This window comes from Streptomyces sp. NPDC057249, from assembly GCF_042669245.1.
Taxonomy (GTDB): Bacteria; Actinomycetota; Actinomycetes; order Streptomycetales; family Streptomycetaceae; genus Streptomyces.
In genome coordinates, this window is sequence record NZ_JBHUXS010000003.1 from 363,444 (window position 1) to 380,137 (window position 16,694).

Annotated in this window: 17 protein-coding genes; 12 read left to right on the forward strand and 5 right to left on the reverse strand. The window is 70.8% G+C overall.

The features are described from left to right. From ACFUJY_RS08170 to ACFUJY_RS08185, 4 genes are read left to right on the forward strand one after another with little or no spacing between them, the layout of a single operon-like run. Entirely contained in the window at nucleotides 1-1,527 is a 1,527-nt protein-coding gene (locus ACFUJY_RS08170) for an SCO6880 family protein (protein ID WP_383296204.1), read from the forward strand. After that, nucleotides 1,527-3,077, forward strand: a complete 1,551-nt coding sequence (locus tag ACFUJY_RS08175) for a type VI secretion protein (protein WP_383296206.1) — start codon at nucleotides 1,527-1,529, stop codon at nucleotides 3,075-3,077. Before ACFUJY_RS08170 ends, ACFUJY_RS08175 begins: the two co-directional genes overlap by 1 nt. A 32-nt stretch (nucleotides 3,078-3,109) precedes the next feature. Further along, nucleotides 3,110-4,771 (forward strand): type IV secretory system conjugative DNA transfer family protein, encoded by a 1,662-nt coding sequence (locus ACFUJY_RS08180; RefSeq protein WP_383296209.1) that lies wholly within the window; start codon nucleotides 3,110-3,112, stop codon nucleotides 4,769-4,771. Continuing rightward, nucleotides 4,764-5,276, forward strand: a complete 513-nt coding sequence (locus ACFUJY_RS08185; protein ID WP_383296212.1) for a hypothetical protein — start codon at nucleotides 4,764-4,766, stop codon at nucleotides 5,274-5,276. Before ACFUJY_RS08180 ends, ACFUJY_RS08185 begins: the two co-directional genes overlap by 8 nt. A gap of 48 nt (nucleotides 5,277-5,324) precedes the next feature. Here ACFUJY_RS08185 and ACFUJY_RS08190 read toward each other — a convergent pair whose 3' ends face one another. After that, nucleotides 5,325-5,513: a DUF397 domain-containing protein gene (locus ACFUJY_RS08190; protein ID WP_383296214.1), complete on the reverse strand. Its 189-nt coding sequence runs from the start codon at nucleotides 5,511-5,513 to the stop codon at nucleotides 5,325-5,327. A 125-nt stretch (nucleotides 5,514-5,638) separates the two neighbouring features. On the opposite strand from ACFUJY_RS08190, the gene ACFUJY_RS08195 reads away from it, so the two are divergent. Together ACFUJY_RS08195 and ACFUJY_RS08200 are read left to right on the forward strand one after the other, a co-directional pair. Beyond that, nucleotides 5,639-5,923 (forward strand): hypothetical protein, encoded by a 285-nt coding sequence (locus ACFUJY_RS08195; RefSeq protein ID WP_383296217.1) that lies wholly within the window; start codon nucleotides 5,639-5,641, stop codon nucleotides 5,921-5,923. Next, complete coding sequence (locus ACFUJY_RS08200; protein ID WP_383296220.1) at nucleotides 5,920-7,251, forward strand: zeta toxin family protein; 1,332 nt, start codon at nucleotides 5,920-5,922, stop codon at nucleotides 7,249-7,251. The genes ACFUJY_RS08195 and ACFUJY_RS08200 overlap by 4 nt, the downstream gene beginning before the upstream one ends. Before the next feature lie 358 nt (nucleotides 7,252-7,609). On the opposite strand, the gene ACFUJY_RS08205 is transcribed toward ACFUJY_RS08200, so the two are convergent. After that, nucleotides 7,610-8,140, reverse strand: coding sequence for an HPP family protein (locus tag ACFUJY_RS08205; protein WP_383296223.1), 531 nt, complete (start codon nucleotides 8,138-8,140; stop codon nucleotides 7,610-7,612). A gap of 141 nt (nucleotides 8,141-8,281) precedes the next feature. Here ACFUJY_RS08205 and ACFUJY_RS08210 point away from each other — a divergent pair, with 141 nt between their 5' ends. After that, the gene (locus ACFUJY_RS08210; RefSeq protein ID WP_383296226.1) at nucleotides 8,282-8,860 is read left to right on the forward strand and encodes a CGNR zinc finger domain-containing protein; all 579 of its coding nucleotides are present in this window, start codon (nucleotides 8,282-8,284) and stop codon (nucleotides 8,858-8,860) included. A 10-nt stretch (nucleotides 8,861-8,870) separates the two neighbouring features. On the opposite strand, the gene ACFUJY_RS08215 is transcribed toward ACFUJY_RS08210, so the two are convergent. Next, nucleotides 8,871-9,668, reverse strand: a complete 798-nt coding sequence (locus tag ACFUJY_RS08215; RefSeq protein ID WP_383296229.1) for a prepilin peptidase — start codon at nucleotides 9,666-9,668, stop codon at nucleotides 8,871-8,873. An 88-nt stretch (nucleotides 9,669-9,756) separates the two neighbouring features. On the opposite strand from ACFUJY_RS08215, the gene ACFUJY_RS08220 reads away from it, so the two are divergent. After that, nucleotides 9,757-10,128: a DUF192 domain-containing protein gene (locus ACFUJY_RS08220; protein WP_383296232.1), complete on the forward strand. Its 372-nt coding sequence runs from the start codon at nucleotides 9,757-9,759 to the stop codon at nucleotides 10,126-10,128. A gap of 17 nt (nucleotides 10,129-10,145) precedes the next feature. Here the strand turns inward: ACFUJY_RS08220 and ACFUJY_RS08225 are convergent, their stop codons facing one another. After that, on the reverse strand, nucleotides 10,146-10,739 hold the full coding sequence (locus tag ACFUJY_RS08225; RefSeq protein WP_383296234.1) for a hypothetical protein: 594 nt from the start codon (nucleotides 10,737-10,739) through the stop codon (nucleotides 10,146-10,148). A 195-nt stretch (nucleotides 10,740-10,934) separates the two neighbouring features. On the opposite strand from ACFUJY_RS08225, the gene ACFUJY_RS08230 reads away from it, so the two are divergent. After that, entirely contained in the window at nucleotides 10,935-11,438 is a 504-nt protein-coding gene (locus ACFUJY_RS08230; protein ID WP_383296237.1) for a DinB family protein, read from the forward strand. Here the strand turns inward: ACFUJY_RS08230 and ACFUJY_RS08235 are convergent. Next, nucleotides 11,401-12,345, reverse strand: a complete 945-nt coding sequence (locus ACFUJY_RS08235) for a YihY/virulence factor BrkB family protein (RefSeq protein ID WP_383296239.1) — start codon at nucleotides 12,343-12,345, stop codon at nucleotides 11,401-11,403. The genes ACFUJY_RS08230 and ACFUJY_RS08235 overlap by 38 nt on opposite strands. Nucleotides 12,346-12,516: 171 nt before the next feature. Between ACFUJY_RS08235 and ACFUJY_RS08240 the strand changes: the two genes are divergently transcribed. From ACFUJY_RS08240 to ACFUJY_RS08250, 3 genes are all read left to right on the forward strand, one after another. Further along, nucleotides 12,517-12,906 (forward strand): hypothetical protein, encoded by a 390-nt coding sequence (locus tag ACFUJY_RS08240; RefSeq protein ID WP_383296242.1) that lies wholly within the window; start codon nucleotides 12,517-12,519, stop codon nucleotides 12,904-12,906. Nucleotides 12,907-13,186: 280 nt separating this feature from the next. Beyond that, nucleotides 13,187-14,830, forward strand: a complete 1,644-nt coding sequence (locus ACFUJY_RS08245; RefSeq protein WP_383296245.1) for a TlrC/CarA/OleB/SrmB family ABC-F type ribosomal protection protein — start codon at nucleotides 13,187-13,189, stop codon at nucleotides 14,828-14,830. Nucleotides 14,831-14,974: 144 nt separating this feature from the next. Continuing rightward, nucleotides 14,975-16,663: an FG-GAP repeat domain-containing protein gene (locus tag ACFUJY_RS08250; protein WP_383296248.1), complete on the forward strand. Its 1,689-nt coding sequence runs from the start codon at nucleotides 14,975-14,977 to the stop codon at nucleotides 16,661-16,663. Nucleotides 16,664-16,694: the final 31 nt, after the last annotated feature.

Here is a 16,694-nt window from a genome sequence, read left to right on the forward strand (position 1 = left end):
ATGGCGCATTCCGAACCCGCCCTGTATGGCGGATGGCAGTCGGAACGCTCGGGCTTCATGGGCAACCTGAGCGGCCTGGGCTTCGTCCTGGTCGCGGCCGCCGCGACCACCGCCCTGATCCCCATCTACGCCCGCTCCTGGGGGGCTGCGGTCGTGGCTGTCCCCCTGGCCGTTCTCCTGCTCGTTCTCGCGTACGGGCGCGTACTCGGTCTCTCGGCAGACGAGTGGATCGTCCTCGCAGTAAGGCATCAGATCGCTGTGGCAACCAACCGCAACCTCTTCTTCTCCGGCCTCTTCGCGCCCCGGGCCAAGGACGGCAGCCAGCCGATGGACCTCCCCGGGCGCCTGGCCCGGCTGCACCTGCTCGAAGCACCCGATGGGCTCGGCGGACAGATCGGAGTGATGCACAACCCCATCGAGGGCACCTACACCGCTGTGTGCCAGGTGAAGTTCCCCGGCCTGGCCCTGATCGACACCGAGCGCCAGAACGCCCGGGTCAAGGGCTGGGCCGCGTTCCTGCGCGGCCACTGCAAGGAAGACGGCGCGATCACCCGGATCTCGGTCCACCAGCGCAGCCTCCCCGACGACGGCGCGGCCCTGCGCTCCTGGACGGAACGCCACACTTCGCCCGACGCCCCTGCGGTGGCCGTCCAGGCCCTCGATGAGCTGATGCAGGGCGCCGGGCCGACCGCCACCACCCGGGAGACCTATCTGTCCGTCACCCTGTCCGCGGGCCGGGCCCGGCTCGCGATCAAGGGCGCCGGTGGCGGGCAGATCGGAGCAGCCGCCGTTCTCGTACGCGAGATCAACGCGATGGCCGGTTCGATGTCGAGTGCGGGGCTCCAGGTCGTCGAGTGGCTCCCACCCCGCGGTCTCGGGCAGGTCATCCGTACAGCGTTCGACCCCGAGGCTCAGCTCGCGCTGTCCGCTCGTAACACGGCGGCGGGCGATCCGGAGTGGGCCGGCGCCCCTAAGGGCGTGGACCCCGAAGTCGCGGGTCCGGCGGCGACGGAAACCATCTGGGGTCTCTACCGGCACGACGGCGCATGGACCGTCAGCTACCAGGTCCGCGGCTTCCCTCACTCGGAGGTGTACGCCACCTTCCTCCAGCCGCTGCTGCGGCCCCGCTCGAACGCCCGGCGCTCACTGACCTTGGTCTACGAACCGATCGGCCCGGCCAAGGCACGGCAGGAACTGGCCCGCGAGAAGACGAAGCGGGACGCGGCCCGCAAACTGCGCGCGAAGACGGGACGCGCAGAGTCCGAGGACGAGCGTCGCGAAGCGATGACCGCCCGGTCCCAGGACGCCGCGCGGGCCAGCGGCCACGGAGTCACCCGGCTCATGGCCCTGATCGCCGTCACAGTGACCGACCTGGAGCAACTGGAGACGGCCTGCGCGGAGCTCCAGGCCGACGCCTCTTCCGCAGGCCTGGAGATCAGGCGGGTATGGGGCGCACAGGACGACGCGTTCACCATCGCGGCCCTGCCGTTGGGCCTGGGCCTCCCCGACCGAAGGGTGGGCATCTGATGGCATCACCCTTCCGTCGCGGCAACGACGGCGACACGAAGCTGAAGGCATCCCGGCTCGGGGACTTCCTCGACGAAGGAGACGGCCAGCCACTGCCGAGGCAGCTCTCGGCTCAGGAACGGCGCCGCTCCCGGCTGCTGGAGAGCGCGGAAGCGGCGATGCGGATCGCCCCGCGCAAGGGCTGGTCGCAGCCCTTCGCTGGCCGGGCCGCCTCGACCGTGAAGGCCGAGGTCTTCCGGGCCGACACCGAGCGCGCATCCGGCATCTATCCGTTCCTCCACGCGGCAAATCTGCCGCCCGTCGGCGTGTACATGGGGTGGAACACGCTCACGATGCAGGCCTTCTCCGCCCACCCAGCTGCATGGGTCCGCGAGGGCCTGTGCACCAACCCGAACGTCATGGTCACCGGCATCCCGGGCTCCGGGAAGTCGGCGCACATCAAGGCGCTGTGCTTCCGGCTCATGGCCCTGGGCCACCGGACGCTGATCGCCGGCGACGTCAAGGGCGAGTACAGGGCGCTGTGCGAGTACCTCGGAGTCGAGCCGGTCCGCCTCGGCCCCGGCCTCTCCGGCCGTCTGAACCCGTTGGACGCCGGCCCGCTGGGCTACGACCTGGAGCTCATCAAGGACCAGGCGGTCCTCCAGGCCCGGCTGAAGGAGATCCACCGCCGCAGGCTCACTCTCCTCAAGGCGCTGCTCGAACTCCAGCTCAAGCGCAACCTCAGGCCGCAGGAGGAGGAGTGTCTCGACGTCGCGGTCCGCGAGGTCACCGGCGAGCTGCACGGCCAGAGCCGGCTGAGCGTGCCCACGCTGCCCCTGGTGTACGCGAAGCTGAAGGACCCCACGACGGCGATGGCGCACGAGCTTCGCGTACGGGATGACGACATCCAGCTGGCCCGCGAGCACATGGCGTCCCTCCGCTCCGCGCTCGGCGGGATGATCACCGGACACCTCGGCGGCCTCTTCGACGAGCAGACCTCGATCGGGCTGGACTGGGACGCCCCGATCCAGTCCGTCGACATCTCGGCCCTGGAGCACTACGGGGACGAGACCGTGGCGATGGTGCTGACCTGTGTGTCCTCCTGGGCCCAGTCGGCGATCGACCGGCCCGGGGAGCGTCCGTGGATCGTCGTCCGTGACGAGCTGTGGCGGCAGATGCGCTCCGGCGGCGCGGCCATGGTCCGCAAGATCGACGCGGACCTGCGCCTCTCACGCGCGACCGGCACGATCCAGCTCCTGGCCACGCATCGCCTGTCGGACTTCGAGTCCGTAGGCGCCGCCGGCTCGGAGGCCGTGGCCATCGCCAAGGACCTGATCGCTTCGTGCGAGACCCGCATCCAGCTGGCCCAGGACACCAAACCCCTCGCCATCACCCGCGAGGCGATCGGCCTGACCGATGCCGAGTGCGAGCTGATCGGAAGCTGGGGAGCCGGCCAGCGCGGCCGCGCCTTGTGGAAGGTGGGCCGCGGTGGCGGCTCGCACGCCGTCCAGCTGATGCTCAGCCACATCGAGAAGTCATTGTTCGAGACGGACGAGCGGATGGTGGTCTGATGGCTGCGGGAAACGGTCCGTCCACCGCGGGGATGGACGACAGCACGCTGCTTGCCGCATACGCCTTCGGTGCGATTGTCTCAGTCTCGGGGGCTGTCCTGCTGGCGGCCCCCCTTGCCTCCGCCCTGTCCGGGCACGGATGGGCGACCCGTACGGGCAGCGTGCCCGCAACCGTACTGACCGCTCTCGTCCGCGGTCCTGGGGCGGCCTACTCCCCTGCCCCACCCGCCTGGCTGTTCTACGTCCTGCTCGTCGCCATCGTCGCCTGCATACTGCTCCTAATTGTCAGAGCCATCAGTCATCTGGCCCGCACGGGCAGCACGGGCGGGGCTCAATGGGGCGGGGCGAAGGTCGAACGTAAGCTTGCCGCCCCCGAGGACCCCCGCAAGCGGGCCAACAGGATCACCGCCGGGCGCGGAATGCGCACGAAGAAGATCGTGGCCGCCCAGCCCAACATCAGCGCGACCGTGTTCGGCGTGCCCGGCTCGTCGAAGACAACCGGGCTGGTTCTACCGAACGCCGCCGAATGGCAAGGCCCTTTGGTCGTCACGACCACCAAGGCCGCCGACCTCGACATCATCTACGCCCGGCGCCGCCATCTCGGACCGGTCTGGGTGATCGCCCCGGCCGGGATCCCTGGCCGCGCCACCCAGAAGTGGTCCCCGGTCGACTACTGCACCGATGCCAAGGCCGCGGACCGCATGGCCTCGTGGATGGCAGAGGCAGCTTCGTCCGGCGACGACAAGCGCGCAGCGCCCTGGATCGACCAGGCCAAGAGCGTCCTGAAGGGAGTGCTGCTCGCCTCGAACCTGTCCGGCGGCGACGTCGCCACGATGCGGCGCTGGATCGGACTGGGCAGGGACGCTGTCGACCACGTCCGTGCCGTTCTGCTGCAGCACGGCTACAACGAAGTGGCCGAGGACTACGCCTCTCCTTGGCTGCGCCTCCACGAGGATGGCGTCGGGTCGATCCAGTTCAGCCTGAACGTCCTGGCCCGGGTCTACGCCGATGAAGAGGTCCGTGAGACCTGCGCCGGCACCGACTTCACCGTCGACGACCTCTTGGATGAGAACGGCACTGTCTGCCTGATCGCGTCCGAGGCCGACGCCGAACGGCTCGCACCGCTCCTGACCTCGATCATCGCGTCGATCATTCACGGCGCCGAAGTCCGCTACAACGCCACCGGCAAGCCGCTCGACCCGAGCTTGGGCGTGCTCGTCGACGAAGCAGGCAACATGCTGCGCTACCCCCGGCTGCCGAACATCCTCACCACCGGGCGGGGCATGGGCATCGACATCCTGACCGTGTGGCACGACCTGTCCCAGCTCCGCGAGCGGCTCGGCACGCAGAAGGCCAACACCGTGCTCTCCGCCAGCGGCCTGCGCATGCTGCTGCCCGGCTGCGGCGACTTGGAGACCTTGCGCTACTTCTCCGGTCTGTACGGGCGGACCGAGGTGATGAAGGTGTCCCACGGCCGGTCGCGTGGCGAGTACTCCACCAACACCTCAGCCACCGAGACGGACCTCGCCCCGGTCCACTCCCTGCAGCAACTACCCGATTTCATCGCCATCGCCCAGTACTCCAATCAGGCGCCCATCAAGGTCCGGATGCGGCTGACCTTCCGGGACAAGGACCTCAAAAGACTGCTGGCCGCCCCTGTTGCGCCGACAGAGAAGGAAGGACCCCGTGTCTGATTTCGGCAATCCGGCCTCGCTGTGGCCCGCCCTCCCCGCTCAGGAACCGCTGGAGCCGCAGCGATGGGTGTGGGCGGCGATGGATCCCACCCACCGCCGGGCCCAACTCCGTGAGCTGGCCGTCTGGGTCAACTGGTTGCGCACCACCTTCGAACTGCACAACAGCATCCCGCAGTGCTGGTACCGGCACTCCGCTGTTGTGGAGCACCTCACGGCCCTCTACCTGGGCTGGGTACGCACGTACACCGGCATGCCGGGGTCCGGACGGGACCTCGCAGAAGCCGACTGGATAAACGTGCTGCACGCCCTCACTCCACGTCTGCAACTGGCCGCCTGCGCCACCGGGCGCCACGAGGCAGCGCCACTGCACGCACCAAACCGTCCTGGGGCGGCGGAGGAATTCGAGGACTACCTGCTCACCTCATCGGCCATGACGGATCCAGCCCAGCACCCGTCCCCGGTCGAGGTCAGCCGGGCTTCAGCACAGTTCGATGCACCGCTGTAGCGGTCCCGCATGCCTGACCGGCTCTGCCGCGACAATGCCGGCCCGCAATCATCGGGCGGACTTGAACTGGTGAACGAACGCCATCCATTGGCTGGTCGGCATGAGCAGCACCGGACCACTGGGGACGTTTGAATCACGGACACCTGTACGGTTGTCCGGGAACTGCGCTGTTTCCACGCAATAGCTGTCCTCGTTGAGGCTGTAGGAGCTCTTGTGCCATGGAGTGATCGGTTGCATCGGGGTTCTCCTCCGTAGTACGGGCTTCTGTCCTCAGTGTGCCGAAATCCGCAGCCCCATCAACGCGAATGCCGGAAAACAACGGGCGCGATTGTGCCGCGCCAACGAAAGGAGGGGCGAACTTCATGGACGAACCATTGCCCAGCAACCATGACCATGCCGCCGACCGGACAGCGGAGCAGGCCGTCGCATTCGGCACGGCCCGGGAGCTGATCAGCGCTGTCATCGCCGCCTACAGCGGCCGTGTCTCAGCAGCCGCATCCGCCCAAGAGACGGAAAAGCTACTCGTTGAGCAGCGAGCGTACGTAACTGAGCGTCGGGATTTGACGCCGGGGGACGACGAGGTAGTGTCCCGCATCCTCCGGGACTACCCGGAACTCTTGCGCCGGCTGAGGGACGCGGCGCAGTGAGCGACGCCCCTCTTTACCCGAGCCCTACGTCGGACCGGGAGAACGCCCAGTTATTCAATCAATTGGTCCGCCCCACACTCACCGGCACACGGCGAGAGAACCCCACCGTACTGTTCGTGGCAGGCCCACCAGGAGCCGGCAAGACCAGCGTTCAACGCAAGCTGGTCCAGCGCCTGGGACAACAGGATCCTTTTCCGCTCGACGGTGACGACCTGCTCAGTCTTCACCCACGCCACACGGCACTTGGGCACGACAATGACCTCACCGCAGCCTTCCTGACGTCCGAGGACCTCAAGGGCCGCTGGTGGACCCGCGCAGCCAGGCTGTTGCGCGCGCAGCATCTGGACCTGGTGATCAGCGCCCCTCTCGCCGGTCCTGATTGGGCCCTCGCGAGGTTCGAAGACTTCCGAAGAGCCGGTTACGGAGACGTCAGCGTCGCGTTCGTGGCCACGCACGAGGCACAAAGTCTGCAGGGCATCGTCACCCGGTTCCATCATGCGCGGCAGGCGATCGGCTACGGCCGGTGGGTTCCCCCTCAGTGGCACGATGCCGCGTATTCCGGCGTTCTGGACACTGCCGATCAGATCGACATCCGCACTTCGGTCCACAAGGTGTACGTGGCCCGTCGCGACGGCACCTTGGTCCACTCCAACCAGCGCGATCCCTCGGGCGCCTGGATGCTCGGCGGTGCGACGCGTCAGGCCATCGAGGCCGAGCGTAATCGGCCGTGGTCCGAGACGGAGAGCGCGCATTTCCTACGAGGGCAAGGGCAGCTGCGGGTCGAGATGAGCGCCGAGTGGACCTCGCTGCTCGACAGCATCGACCGCCGGGCCATCGAGGTCATCGCCCCGCTCACCGTGCACGACGACGCACAACTGGAAGTACGGCGTATCGAATCCGAACGACTCCTACGACGGTCGGAGCACGAATTCAAGGTGGCGCGAGATTTGGGAAAGCACCATCTCGAGCAACATCGGAGCGGGGCGAACGCAACCCACATCGAGGGGCTTCAAGCGGCCGGGACACCCCCTCCAGAAGTCCGCCGGATTCGTGACCGGATGCATCAGGAGCGCTGGGGCACGAACATCACCAGCTTCGACTTGCACCGCCGCTTCACAAGCGCGCAGCAACTCGTGGACGCGATCGATCGGGAGAAGCAGCGCCGCGCCGCCCTGACTCCTGAGCAACTCCGCCATGAAGAACACGCCCGGCGGCATGTACAGAAGATCGCGGCCGCCCAGAAACCACCCGTAATTACCCCTCGCACCGAAGGAAGGCGTCAAGGGGGCCCCGAACGTAAGGGCTCGCGGGGAGGCATGGGGCTCTAAGAACTCCTACGAAATGATCTTCGAGTGAGTCGGATCGCTCCGGGGCCGTTGATCCGGAGAGTGGGACGGTTCGGCGCAAGCCGTGCGATGTTGATGACGAGCACCTGCACGCATTCGCCCACACCCGCGCCGGATCCAACCGCCGGCCCAGGCCGAGGTCAACCGCCCGCCCCTCCAGCCGGAACAACGAGGCCAAATCGATGGCCTTCCCCTCGCGCGGCAGCGGCTGCTCAACGCCCATCGCCCCCATGCTGCCCGACAGCACCTCACGTCGGGCAACCGACCCCAACGAGTCACACCGCCCTGATGACTTTACGAAAGTAGGCACCGTCACGGCGGGCGTCCGACCTGCCCCGAGTCACCACCAGTAGACCGGATACGCCTGCCTGTTGACCCGGTTGCCGACCAGGCCCACCAGCACCAGGAGGACCGTCGCCGCTGCCAGCAGGGTGAGGAAGGGGACGGCGGAGGGGGCGGTGGCGGCCACGATCACGGCGGTCGCGGCGGCGGGTGAGTGGGCGACGCGGAGGAGCAGCATCGCGCCGAGCGCCAGGCCGCCCGCGATGCCGGAGGACCAGACGCCCTGGCCGAGGACGGCGAGGACCAGGAAGCCGGTCAGGGCGGAGACGAGCTGGCCGCCGATCACGCTGCGGGGCTGCCCGAGAGGCGTTTGGGAGGCGCCCGCGATCAACGCCATGCTGGCCGCCAGCGGCGGGATGAGCAGGACCTGGTGCGACCACTCCCCCACCGCCACCAGGAGGGTCAGGGCGATCACGCTGCTCGCCGTGGCGACCACCGTGGTCAGCGCCTTCGGCCGGGGCGGCGCCTGCGTCGCGTGCCAGGGGCGCGCGGGCGCGGGGGCCTCGGCCGGGGGCCTGGTCTGCGCCATCGTGTCGGGTTCCCTTCAAGGCCGACGCTAATGGCTTACCCATTAGCATCGATGAGGTGAATGTACCCGTAACCGCCCGATCGCGCGGCCGTTCGCGGAACCTGGAAGAATCCGCCTACGCGTGGGTCAGGGAGGGCCGGCATGACGACACACGGCAAGGACACGCTCGAAATCCGCCCCCTTGAGCCCCTGGCGGTCGAGTTCACCAGCTCCTGGCATTACGAGGCGGGCGCCCTGATCGACGAGATCGGCACCCCGCACGGGCTGGCCCACTGGATCGACGCGTACCGCCCGCGCCTCGGCATGGGCGCCGACGCCCGCGTGGAGGTGGGAGCGCCGGACGTCACGACCGCGCTCGCCGTCCGCGAGGCCGTACGGGACCTGCTCGACGCCCTGGTCGACCGGGGGCGTCCGCCCGCCGCGTCCCTCGGCCTGGTGACCCAGCGGGCGCGGGGCGTCCAGCATGCCGCGGTCACCTGGCCGGACACCGGGCCGCGGCTCGAATGGCCGGACGGGGTGCGGGTGATGGACGTCGTGGCCGCCCAGGTCTGCGCCTCGGCCACCCGGCTGCTGACCTCGCCGCGCCGCGAACTCCTCCGCCGCTGTCCGGCGCCCAGCTGCGTGCTGTTCTTCTCGGTCCTGCGTACGGGCCAGCAGTGGTGCGGCCCCGCCTGCGGGAACCGCGCGCGGGTGGCGCGTCACAGCGCGCGGACGCGCTGAGCCCCGACGGTCAGGCCGCCAGTCCGCCGAAGACCAGCCCCAGGAACGCTCCCGCGATCATGAACGGGCCGAACGGGATGCCCGTCCTGCGGTCCGCGCGGCGCAGCGCGACGAGCGCTGCCCCGTACACCGCGCCGAACAGGAAGCCCGCGAAGCCGCCCGCGAAGACGACGGCCCATCCGTACCAGCCGAGGACCGTGCCCAGGGAGAGGGCCAGTTTGACGTCGCCGAAGCCCATGCCGCGCGGGTTGATGAGGAAAAGCAGGAAGTAGAACGCGCCCAGGGCGAGCCCGCCGAGGAGGGCGGAGAGCCAGGAGCCCGCGTGTTCCGGCAGCAGTGCGGCCAGGCCCAGAAGTACGGCGGCGGCTGCGGCGGCCGGCAGGGTCAGTCCGTCCGGCAGCCGGTGCACGCGGTGGTCGATGCTCGCGAGGAGCACGGCGACCGGGGCGAGCAGCAGCCAGGCCGCCAGCTCGGGCCGCGTCCCGGTGGCCCAGGCGAGGGCGGCGCAGGCCAGCGCGGTGACGAGGGGGGCGAGGCGGTGGGGGGCGTAGCGGGGGGTGGGCGCGTCCTCGGCCGGGTCGGCGCCGGGGGTGCCGGTACGCACCGCCGCGACCGCCCCCTCGGCGCACCCGCCGCAGCGCGCCGCGCCCAGCCAGGCGCGGGCGGGGCCGGTGAGCGGGTGGCCCGCCGGGCAGGCGTCCCGCCGGGATTCGCCGGGCGGAACGGAGAACCGGTAGGCGGCGCGCGGGACCAGGAGCCCGGTCGCGGCGCCCCAGAGTGCGGCGACCCCTATCAGCATGGCGTACACCTCAGCGATCCTAATCGGCGTCGCCCGGGCGGGGGTTGTGCCGGTGGATTCCGGCCCGGCGGCGGACCGGCGCCGCTAACGTCGGGCCATGGCTCGATGGCGCGATGGCACGGGGACGCTGACGATCACGGACCGGGACGGGGTGACCGAGACCCGGGTGCCGCTGCGGATCGCGGCGTCCTACCGGCACCGGGCGCGCGGGCTGCTCGGGCGGGACGGGGTCGACGGGGCGCTGATGATCACGCCGTGCGGGAGCGTGCACTCCTTCCGGATGCGGTTCACCATCGACGTGGCCTACCTGGACCGGAAGTTCAACGTCCTGGCCGTCCACACGATGAGGCCGGGCCGGCTCGGTCTGCCCCGGCCGCGCGGCCGGCACGTGATCGAGGCGGAGGCGGGCGCGATGGCGGCGTGGGGGCTGCGGCCGGGGGTGCAGGTCCGGGTCGAGCAGTCTCCGTAGCGCGCCGCCCCGGCGGTCTATCGGCGGGGCACGTCACTGCCGTAGACGACCCACGGCGACTGCTGGAAGGAGTTCACGCCCGACAGCTGCGGCTGGGCGGCGGCCACTTCGGGCAGGAGCGCGAGCGTGTCCGGCCAGCAGTCGAAGTACACCGAACCCTTGACGATGAAGCCCGCCCAGTCGGTGGCCTCCGACGCGCCCTCGCGGTCGAGCACGAAGCCGACGCAGAGCAGCGAGGCCCGCCCGATCGCCTCCCGCACCGCGCGGACCACCCGCTCCCGGGCGTCACGGTCCAGCGCGCCCAGGCCGAAGCGCAGCTCCACCGTGCCGTCGTCGCCCCGGCCGATCCCGGCCCGTATCTCCTCGCCGCCGGGCAGCCAGAGCAGGAAGTCGACCCGGTCCAGGCGTTGCAGCCCGGCGAGCAGCACGAGTTGGTCCCGGCTCACCCAGGACTGCGTACCGGACGGGTCGGTGCCGGGGCTGATCAGGGTGATGCGCCGGGTGACCGGGTGGTCCGCCCGCACCCCCGCCGCCTCCAGGTCGCCGAGCAGCGACTCGGCGTCGGGCCGGCTCCAGCACAGGTGGTACGAGCAGAAGAAACCGTCACTCATCGGCGCGTCACCTCGGTACTCGTGGTGGCTGCCCGCCCCGCCCGCGACACCGCGCGGGGCGGCGGCGTGGGGGGCCGGCGGGTGGTCGGTCTCCGAGCGTACGGGCAACCCCTGGTCCTGGCCCGGGTCCAGGGGCCCTCACCTCGGGGCATAAGCGGTGGACAACCCCGTCCCGCGCCGGGAAGCTGTGCGGCGATGACACGCACCGACACGCCTCCCTCATGGGACGAGCGCACCCAGCTGACCACGTTCCTCGACTACGCCCGCGCCACCGCGCTCGCCAAGTGCGAAGGGCTCTCGCAGGAGGACGCCGTACGGGCGCCCCTGCCCGGCTCCCCGCTGATGACCATCGCAGGGGTGGTCAACCATCTGCGCTGGGTCGAGTACTACTGGTTCGAGGTCGTCTTCCTCGGCGGCGAGGACGAGGGTCCGTGGACGGACGAGGACCCGGACCGCGAGATGCGGATCGCCGTCGACATGCCGCTCGCCGATGTGCTGCGGGAGTACGAGGAGCAGTGCGCCCGCTACCGGGAGCTGGTCGCGGCCCACGGCCTGGACACGCGTGCCGAGCGGAAGCGCTCGAACGGCACGAGCCCCGATCTGCGCTGGATTCTGCTGCACCTCGTCGAGGAGACGGCCCGGCACAACGGCCACATCGACATCATCCGCGAGATCGTGGACGGCACGACCGGGGACTAGCCGCCCGGGCCCGGTCCAGCTCGACGTTGAACTGGGCCCCGGACAGGAGCGCCAGGTTGGTGAACCACACCCAGATCAGGAACACCACGAGCCCCGCCAGGGAGCCGTACAGCCGGCTGTAGGAGCCGATGTACGTGGCGTAGAGCGCGAACCCCGCCGACGCGGCCAGCCACAGCAGCGCCGCGAGCACCCCGCCGGGCAGGGCCCGGCGGGCCCGGCGGGCCGGCTCCGGGCCGGTGCGGAAGAGGACCGTGATCAGTCCGGCGACCAGGCACAGCAGCAGCGGCCACTTCAGCACCGCCCACACCGCGTCCCCCACATGGGTCACGCCCAGCCGGTGCCCCGCCCAGCGCGCCAGCGGTCCGGTGAGCACGAGGGCGAACGCGCTGGCCATCATCAGCAGGAGCAGCCCGGCCGCCCACGCCACGATGATGTGCGCCTGGCGCAGCGCGGGCCGGGTGTCCCGCACCCCGTGCATGGCGTGCAGCGCCCGCCGGAACACCGCGAGATAGCTGGACGCGGACCACAGCGCGCTGACGGACCCGGTCGCGACGAGCAGCCAGACGGCGGTGCGCTGCTGCGTGGCGGCTTCCAGCGGTTCGCGCAGCGCGGCGGCGGCCTCGGCGGGCGCGAAGGCGGTGATGTCGGCGATCAGCGCACCGGTGGCACCGGGGCTGGCGAGTCCGATGACGGACACGGTCACCAGGAGCGCGGGCAGCAGGGCCAGGATCGCGTAGTACGTGAGGGCCGCGGCCCAGTCGGATAGGTCGTCGTTCCACAGCGAGACGGGCGTGCGGCGCAGCGCGAGCGGCCAGCGCCGGGCCCTTCCGGGGGCGGGGGCGGCCGGCGGGGTTCTGCGCGGGTGGGGCGGGGCCCCGGCGGCGGTACCGCTGGACTGGCTGGACACGGTTGCGGCTCCGGGGACGTGAGCGGGGTGGGGCAGGGACGGCGTCGGGACACGGGCCGGGCCCGCCCCCGCCTCTCCTCTTCTGCTCGGGTTCCCGCCCGGTACACCCCGTCCCGCACCGGGAGGCGCCTTCGGCCCCTCGTTGTCGTACCCCGCCCGTACGCTCCCCCCATGAGCGTCTCCCTCTACTACACCGCGCGCCGCGCGACCCCGCTGACCGGGTCCGAGTCGGGCGCCGTCACCCGCGTCGTCACCGCGCGCCAGGCGTCGTTCCCGTACGAGGACGAGGAGAGCCTGTACCTGTACGACGCCGGGGCGGCGGAGCCGGGGACCGTCCTCGACGGCTCCACCAAGATGCCGTTCGACCCGGGCCGGCTGCTGCCGGTGGTCGCCCATGTGCTGGACTCGGTCACCGAGTTGCGCCGGACGCTGCCGGACGCCGACTGGCACGTGCACATGGACGACCTGGACATCGAGTGGGACGAAGTCGGGGGGTACGAGCTGCCGGGGATGCGCGATCCGGACCTCCTGGCGGAGCTCGCGGCGGAAAGCGATCGTTGAGCGACCGAAAGTGATCGTTGAGCGACCGAAAAGCGCTTGCCGACGCCCCGGCCCCCGCCTACCTTGGTGCGCATGGGTTCTCTGTGACATTCCCCCTGCGCCTGCGTTGAGCTCGACTCCGCAGCGGCGCATTCTCCTGCGCATCCGCGTTCTCATGCCTTTGTGACTCCGTGACGCCCGCCTGCCCTTCCGACACGCGGCCCCGGTGTGCCGTCGGCGTGCGCGGACGCGCCCCACCACCGCGCATCGATCGGCACGGGCCGAGAATCAGGGGCTTTTCATGCACACCGGACAACTCACACTTCAGAACGTCACCCGCCGCTACGACGACCGCGTCGTGCTGGACGACGTCACGTTCACCGTCAGGCCCGGCGAGCGGGCCGGCATCATCGGCGACAACGGGGCGGGCAAGTCCACGCTGCTCCGGCTGATCGCCGGGCTCGACCGGCCCGACAACGGTGAGCTGACCGTCGTCGCGCCCGGCGGCACGGGCCATCTCGCCCAGTCGCTCGCCCTGCCCGCCGGGGCCACCGTCCAGGACGCGGTGGACGCTTCGCTCGCGGGGCTGCGGGACCTGGAGGCCCGGATGCGCCGCGCCGAGGCCGGGCTCGCGGGTCTGACCGGGGCGGAGCTGACCGCCGCGCTGGAGGCGTACGCGCGGCTCGTCGCCCGGTACGAGGCGCGGGCCGGTTACGAGGCCGACGCGCGGGTGGACATCGCCCTGCACGGTCTCGGGCTGCCCGGACTGGACCGGGACCGGCCGCTGTCCACGCTGTCGGGCGGCGAGCGGTCGCGGCTGGCGCTGGCGGGGACGCTGGCTTCCCGGCCGGAGCTGCTGCTGCTCGACGAGCCGACCAACGACCTGGACGACCGGGCGGTGGACTGGCTGGAACACCACCTGCGGGCGCACCGGGGCACCGTGCTCGCGGTGACGCACGACCGGGTGTTCCTGGAACGGGTCACCACGACGATCCTGGAGGTCGGCGAGGGCCGGGTGACCCGGTACGGGGACGGCTACGAGGGGTACCTCGCCGCGAAGGCCGCCGATCGCCGGCGCCGGCTGCGGGAGTACGAGGACTGGCGCGCCGAGCTGGCCCGCAACCGGGAGCTGGCCGCGTCCAACGTGGCCCGGCTGGACGCGATCCCGCGCAAGGTGCCGCTCAGCGTGTTCGGGCACGGCGGGTTCCGGGCGCGGGGGCGGGGGCACGGGGCGATGGTCCGCATCCGCAACGCGAAGGAGCGCGTCGAACGGCTCACGGAGCGGCCGGTCGCGCCGCCGCCCGATCCGCTGGTGTTCGCCGCCCGGGTGACCACCGCCGGGGCGTCCGCTCCCCCGGTCGCGGCGGAGCTGGCCGGGGTCCGCGTCGGCCGCCGCCTCTCGGTACCCGCGCTGCGGATCGGGGGCACCGAACGGCTGCTCGTCACGGGGGCGAACGGGGCCGGCAAGTCGACGCTGATGCGGGTGCTCGCGGGTGAGCTGCGGCCGGACGCGGGGAGCGTGCGGACGCGGGGCCGGGTCGGGCACCTGCGCCAGGAGGAGACGCCGTGGCCGGCCGGTCTGACGCTCCCGGAGGCGTACGCCCACGGGCGGGGCGGTGACCTCGACGCCCATACGGAACACCTGCTGTCGCTGGGCCTGTTCGGCCCGGCGGACCTGCGCCTGCGGGTGGGTGAGCTGTCCTACGGGCAGCGGCGCCGGATCGAACTGGCCCGCCTGGTCGGCGAACCCGCCGACCTGCTCCTGCTGGACGAGCCGACGAACCACCTCTCCCCGGCGCTGGTGGAGGAACTGGAGGGCGCGCTGGCCGGGTTCGGGGGTGCGGTGGTCGTGGTCACGCACGACCGGCGACTGCGGGACCGTTTCCGCGGGAAGCGGCTGGAACTGGACGCCGGGCGAGTGGTGGAGCGTGCGGAGGCGGCGTGAATGGCCGATAGTCCATCAGTTTGATGGCTGAAACCTGGCCCCTCCGGAGGGGCCAGGCATCAGTCATATGAACACCAGCTGATTTACCACTGAACAACTTCTGTCCCGCTGGTCACACACTCATGGACCACCCCTGGGGGGGCTTTGCACCTGTCTTCACTGAAATCCGGCCGCACCGGCCACGCGCGGTCGAAGCGCGCGAGCCGGGTCGCGGCCTGCACCGCGCTCGTCCTCTCCGCCGGCATGCTGCTGGCGGCCCCGGCCTCGGCCGACGACGCGAAGGGCGCCGACGCGCCGAAGGCCGCCGACGCGCCCAAGGCCGTCGGCTCGACGCCGCGCATGGACATCACCGGCGACGGCAAGAGCGACATCCTCTACCAGACGCGGGAGGGGTACCTGTTCCAGTCGGTGGGCGGGACGGTGGCCGACTACCCCGTCGGGTTCCGCGACCCCGCCGACCCCAATGAACGGTTCGTCTACAAGGACGTCATCGCGCCGGGTGACCTGCAGGGCGACGGCATGCCCGAGCTCCTCACCCTGACGGCGTCCGGCACGCTCACCCTGCACCCGATGGTGGGCATGGACCCGACCGGGGGCACTCCCACCTGGTCCGGAACGGGCTGGCAGAAGTACAACAAGATCGTCGCGCCGGGCGACCTGACCGGGGACGGGCACAACGACCTGATCGCGCGCACGCCCGCCGGTGACGTCTACCTCTACGTCTCCACCGGACGCATCGAGGGCCAGCCCTTCGAGCCCGCCGTCAAGGTGGCCTCCGGCTGGAACACGTACGACCAGATCGTCGGCCTGAACGACTCCACCGGCGACGGCATCGGCGATGTCGTCACCCGGACCCCCGCCGGTGACCTGTACTTCCACATGGGTACCGGGGACGCGTCGAAGCCCTTCAAGGCCGCGTCCAAGATCGGCTACGGGTTCGACACGTACAACCAGCTCGTGGGTGTCGACGACATCAACGGGGACGGCAACGGCGACCTCATGGGCCGCACGCCGAACGGCGACACGTACCTCTACCGCTTCTCCGGCTACGGTCACTACCGGGCGCGTATCCACGGCACGTTCGGGTGGCAGAAGGCGGCCATGTTCGTCGGGGCCGGCGGTGTCCCGGACTTCGGCAAGCGCAGCGTCATGGGGGTCACCGCCGAGGGCTCCGGGTACGTGTACGACTCCAGGAACAACGGCGAGTTCTTCGCCCGCGAAAGCCGGTTCGCCTTCCCCGAGGGGTGGGTGCGGGTCGCCTCCTCCCTCGCGGACGACGGCCGTGCGGACAACCTCTGGGTACACGAGGGCGTGCTCTACATCGCGGGCCAGCGGATCGGCGGCGGCTGGGACGTCTACAACGACCTGATCGGCCCCGGCGACCTGAGCGGTGACGGCGCGGGCGACATCCTCGCGCGCGACGGCAAGGGCGACCTGTACCTGTACCAGGGGAACGGCAAGGGCACCGCGCTCGCGGCGAAGGTCAAGGTGGGCTACGGCTACGGCTCGTACCGCCACATCGTCGGCGCCGGGGACCTCACGGGGGACGGCCGGGCGGACGTGGTGGCGATCGCCAAGGACGGCACGCTGTACCTGTACGAGGGCACGGGCAAGGCGTCCGCGCCGCTGAAGGCGCGGGTCGAGATCGGTTTCGGCTTCGACATCTACAACAAGTTCGCCGCCGTCGGCGACCTCAACGGGGACGGCAAGGCCGACCTGGTGGGGGTCAACGGCTACGGCGACCTGTACCGGTACACGTCCACCGGGACGGGCGAGCTGAACAAGCGGGTACGGATCGGGTACGGCTTCAACACGTACAAGGCCCTGTACTGATCCCCCGTGCGGCGGCGGCCCGGTCGCGGGG